This is a genomic window from Agromyces sp. P1_H4, from assembly GCF_056405255.1.
The window spans coordinates 1-4,478 of the sequence record NZ_JBFUCL010000317.1 but is presented as its reverse complement, the minus strand read 5'-3'; the positions used below and the strand labels follow the sequence as shown (position 1 = coordinate 4,478).

Sequence of the window (4,478 nt, the reverse complement as noted above, 5' to 3'; positions counted from 1 at the left end):
ACCGTCGCCGGGATCTTGATCATCACGTTCGGACGATCCACCTTCTCCCACAACGCATGCGCCTGCTCGATGGTGCGCTCGGTGTCGTGCGCGAGGTCGGGTGCCACCTCGATCGACACGCGGCCGTCGTAGCCGCCGCTCGCGTCGTACACCGGGCGGAAGATGTCGGCGGCGTCGCGCACGTCGTCGGTGGTCGCCTCGAACACCGCGGTGTCGAGGTCGGTGCCGGCCTGGGCGAGCGTGTGCAGCTGCTCGCGGTAGGCGTCACCCTTGGCGAGTGCCCCGGCGAAGATGGTCGGGTTGGTGGTGACGCCGACGACGTTGCGCTCGGCGATCAGGCGCGCGAGGTCGCCCGTGGTGATGCGGTCGCGGGACAGGTCGTCGAGCCAGATGCTCACGCCGGCTTCGGAGAGCGCGGCGGTGGGGGAGTTGGTGCTCATGGGGATGTGTTCTCCTTCTGCGCGCGTCAGGCCGACGCGAGCGTCTCCTTCGCGGCGGCGACGACGGCGTCCGTCGTGATRCCGAACTCGCGGAACAGGGTCTTGTAGTCGGCGGATGCGCCGAAGTGCTCGATCGAGACGCTGCGGCCCCGGTCGCCCACGTAGGGGCGCCACGACAGCGAGATGCCGGCCTCGACCGACACTCGGGCCGTCACGGCGGCGGGAAGTACGGACTCGCGGTACGCGGCATCCTGCTCCTCGAACCACTCGAGGCTCGGCGCCGAGACGACGCGCGCCTGGATGCCGTCGGCCGCGAGCTGCTCGCGGGCGGCCACGGCCAGCTGCACCTCGGAGCCCGTGGCGATGAGGATGACGTCGGGCGTGCCCGACGGCGCCTCGGTGAGGATGTAGGCGCCCTTCGCGAGCCCGGCCGCAGACGCGAGCGTGTCGCCGGATGCCGCGCCGTCGCCGCGCTCGAACACCGGGATGTTCTGGCGGGTGAGCGCGATGCCCACGGGGGCGTCGCGCCGCTTCAGGATCTCGAGCCAGGCGATGGCGGTCTCGTTCGCATCGGCCGGGCGGACCACCGTGAATCCGGGGATCGCGCGGAGCGTCGCGAGCTGCTCGATCGGCTGGTGGGTCGGTCCGTCCTCGCCGAGCGCGACCGAGTCGTGCGTCCAGACGAAGATCGAGGGCACCTTCATGAGCGCGGAGAGTCGCACGGCGGGGCGCATGTAGTCGCTGAAGATGAGGAACGTGCCGCCGAATGCGCGGGTCTTGCCGTGCAGCACGATGCCGTTGACGATCGCCGCCATCGCGTGCTCCCGGATGCCGAAGTGCAGCACGCGGCCGTAGGGGTTGCCGGCGAACTCGTGCGTCGACCACTCCTCGGGGATGAACGAGGCCGCGTCGTTGATCGTCRTGAGGTTCGACTCGGCGAGGTCGGCCGAGCCGCCCCAGAATTCGGGGAGCACGCCCGCGAGGGCATTGATGACCTTGCCCGACGCGGCGCGGGTCGAGACCTCGGTGCCACCTTCGAAGGCGGGGAGGACGGATGCCACGTCGTCGGGCAGCTCGCCGGCCTCGAGCCGGTCGAGCAGCGCCTTCTTCTCGGGGTTGGCCTCGGCCCACGCGTCGAACCCGACCTGCCACTCGGCGTGCGCCGCGGCGCCGCGCTCACGGGCGGCACGGGTGTGCTCGAGGATGTCCTCGGCGACGACGAAGGTCTGCTCGGGGTCGAAGCCGAGCACCTCCTTCGTGGCGGCGAGCTCCGACGCGCCGAGCGCGGAACCGTGGATCTTGCCGGTGTTCTGCTTGCCGGGGCTGGGCCAGCCGATGATGGTCTTCAGGATGATGATCGACGGCTTGGCCGCCTCGCCCTTGGCCGCCTCGATCGCGCGGTGGAGCTCGGCGACGTCCTCGACGTACTGGCCGGTCTTCTTCCAGTCGACCGTCTGGACGTGCCAGCCGTAGGCCTCGTAGCGCTTCGCCACGTCTTCGGTGAAGGCGATGTTCGTGTCGTCCTCGATGGAGATCTGGTTCGAGTCGTAGATCACGACGAGGTTGCCGAGCTGCTGGTGGCCGGCGAGCGAGGAGGCCTCGCTGGTGACGCCCTCCTGGAGGTCGCCGTCGCCCGCGACGACGTAGATGAAGTGGTCGAAGGGGCTCGTGCCCGCCGCGGCGTCGGGGTCGAAGAGGCCGCGCTCGAAGCGAGCGGCGTAGGCGAAGCCGACGGCCGAGGAGAGGCCCTGGCCGAGTGGGCCCGTGGTGATCTCGACGCCGTCGGTGTGGCCGTACTCGGGGTGGCCCGGGGTCTTGGAGCCCCAGGTGCGCAGCGCCTTGAGGTCGTCGAGCTCGAGGCCGTCGCCGGCGAGGTAGAGCTGCACGTACTGCGTGAGCGAGCTGTGGCCCGCGGAGAGGATGAAGCGGTCGCGGCCGAGCCAGCCGTGGTCGGCCGGGTCGCGCCGCATGACCTTCTGGAAGAGGAGGTAGGCGGCGGGCGCGAGGCTCATCGCCGTGCCCGGGTGCCMGTTCCCGACCTTCTCGACGGCGTCGGCCGCGAGCACGCGCGCCGTGTCGACCGCGCGATCGTCGATGGGTTCCCACTGCAGATTGGCCACGAGGTGCTGTTCCTTCCGATCGTGACGGCGTCGGGAACCGTCCGGCCCCCGACCCGCCGGGACGTTGCGGCGCGGTTCCGCCAGGCCGCGGGTTCTGCCGGGAGTCGTTCGGGAGGCCGGCGTGATCGAACCCGTGAAGCCGGGCGCGCAATCCTCAGTATATGGATTCGGGGGTGGTCTGTGACGGGGGATGACTCACGGCCGAGTCCGCGCTATGTGAGGCGGAAAGCGTATTCCGGATGTCGCGCTCTCGCGCATGGCCTAGAATCGTCGAGGGTCGCGCGGGGAGTGCTCGCGTGCGCCCGCGCCCGGAAGAGGAACGATGTCGGCAGCTGTACACACTCGCGAGTCGCGACCGCAGATGACGGTACGGCGCAAGCTCTCCGCCTACCTCGCGCTCACGAAACCGCGGGTCATCGAACTCCTGCTGGTGGTGACCGCGCCCACCATGATCCTCGCGCAGAACGGCCTTCCGAACCTGTGGCTGCTCGTCGCGACGCTCATCGGCGGCGCGATGAGCGCGGGCGCGGCCGGCGCCTTCAACTGCTACATCGACCGCGACATCGACCGCGTCATGAAGCGCACGCAGGGGCGGCCGCTCGTGACGGGCGAGCTCACCGACCGCGAGGCGCTCGTATTCGCCTACGGGCTCGGCGCGGCATCCATCGCCTGGCTCTGGATCTTCACGAACTGGCTGGCCGCGGCGCTGTCGCTCGGCGCGATCCTGCTCTACGTCGTCTTCTACAGCCTGATCCTCAAGCGTCGCACGTCGCAGAACATCGTGTGGGGCGGCGTGGCGGGCTGCATGCCGGTGCTGATCGGCTGGGCCGCCGTGACCGAGAGCCTCAGCTGGACGCCGTTCATCCTGTTCCTCATCATCTTCCTGTGGACGCCGCCGCACTACTGGCCGCTCTCGATGAAGTACAAGGACGACTACGCGGCGGCCGGGGTGCCCATGCTCGCCGTGGTGCGGGGGCGGGCGCAGGTCGGCCTGCAGGTCATCCTCTACGCCTGGGCCACGGTCGCGTGCTCGCTGCTGCTCATCCCGGTGGCCGGCATGGGCCTCGTCTACTCCACCGTCGCCGTGGTGACGGGGGTGTGGTTCGTGTCCGAGACGCACCGCCTCTACAACCTCGCGATCCGCCACGTGCAGGTCTCGCCGATGCGGGTGTTCCACGGCTCGATCGCCTACCTGTCGCTGCTCTTCCTCGCCATCGGCATCGACCCGCTGCTGCCGTTCTGAGTCGGCGTCAGTCGATGACGATGTCGTCGTCGTGGGCGGCGTAGAAGTCCGACTGGCGGCGCATGATCTCGCGCATGCCCTGCTCGCCGGGGACGCCGTAGACGGTGCCCACGAAGTCGAGCCCCCGCTGCACGTCCCAGATCTCGTCGTGGCGTTCGGGCGGGAGGATGCGGGCCGGGTCGCCGACCGCGACCCACGCGATCGGCACCACCTCGCCGGCCGGGATGCGGGTATTCACCTGGACGACGCCGTTGATCCGCACCTCGGCGCCGGCCTCGACGACGGCGCCGGGGAACACGGAGGCCCCCGTGGCGATGAACGCCTCGTCGCCGATGCTCGMGCCGTTCACGTGCGCGTGCGGCCCGACGAGCACGCGATCGCCGATGACCACCGGATGCCCCGACCGACCGCGCACGAGCGCGTGCTCCATCACGACGCACTCGGCGCCGACCGTGATCGCGCCGTCCTCCGCGGTCAGCACCGCACCGTGCAGGACCCGGGTGCGCGGCCCGACGCGCACATCACCCGACAGCACCGCCGTCGGGGCCACCGTCGCCGTGGGATCGACGAGCGGGCGGCGGCCGCGATGCTCGATCAGCACGAGCGCCTCAGCGTGCGGAGGCCGCGACCGGCGCGGCGGAGGGCGCGGCATCCGTCACCGCGGGTCGCTTGAGG

The 4,478-nt window shown here is 70.5% G+C and carries 4 protein-coding genes; 1 reads left to right on the top strand and 3 read right to left on the bottom strand.

Annotated features, from left to right (window positions below; all coding sequences use genetic code 11):
- Positions 1-440, bottom strand: a 440-nt coding sequence (locus tag AC1DY2_RS16130; protein WP_476763343.1) for a transaldolase family protein, incomplete at its 3' end; no start/stop codon positions are given.
- A gap of 26 nt (positions 441-466) precedes the next feature.
- Complete coding sequence (gene tkt / locus AC1DY2_RS16125) at positions 467-2,560, bottom strand: transketolase (protein WP_476763342.1); 2,094 nt, start codon at positions 2,558-2,560, stop codon at positions 467-469.
- Between the two features lie 322 nt (positions 2,561-2,882).
- Between tkt and AC1DY2_RS16120 the strand changes: the two genes are divergently transcribed.
- Positions 2,883-3,803: a heme o synthase gene (locus AC1DY2_RS16120; protein WP_309978733.1), complete on the top strand. Its 921-nt coding sequence runs from the start codon at positions 2,883-2,885 to the stop codon at positions 3,801-3,803.
- Positions 3,804-3,810: 7 nt separating this feature from the next.
- On the opposite strand, the gene AC1DY2_RS16115 is transcribed toward AC1DY2_RS16120, so the two are convergent.
- A complete protein-coding gene (locus AC1DY2_RS16115) occupies positions 3,811-4,404 on the bottom strand; it encodes a gamma carbonic anhydrase family protein (protein ID WP_476763341.1) in 594 nt (197 codons plus the stop codon).
- Between the last annotated feature and the right edge of the window lie 74 nt (positions 4,405-4,478).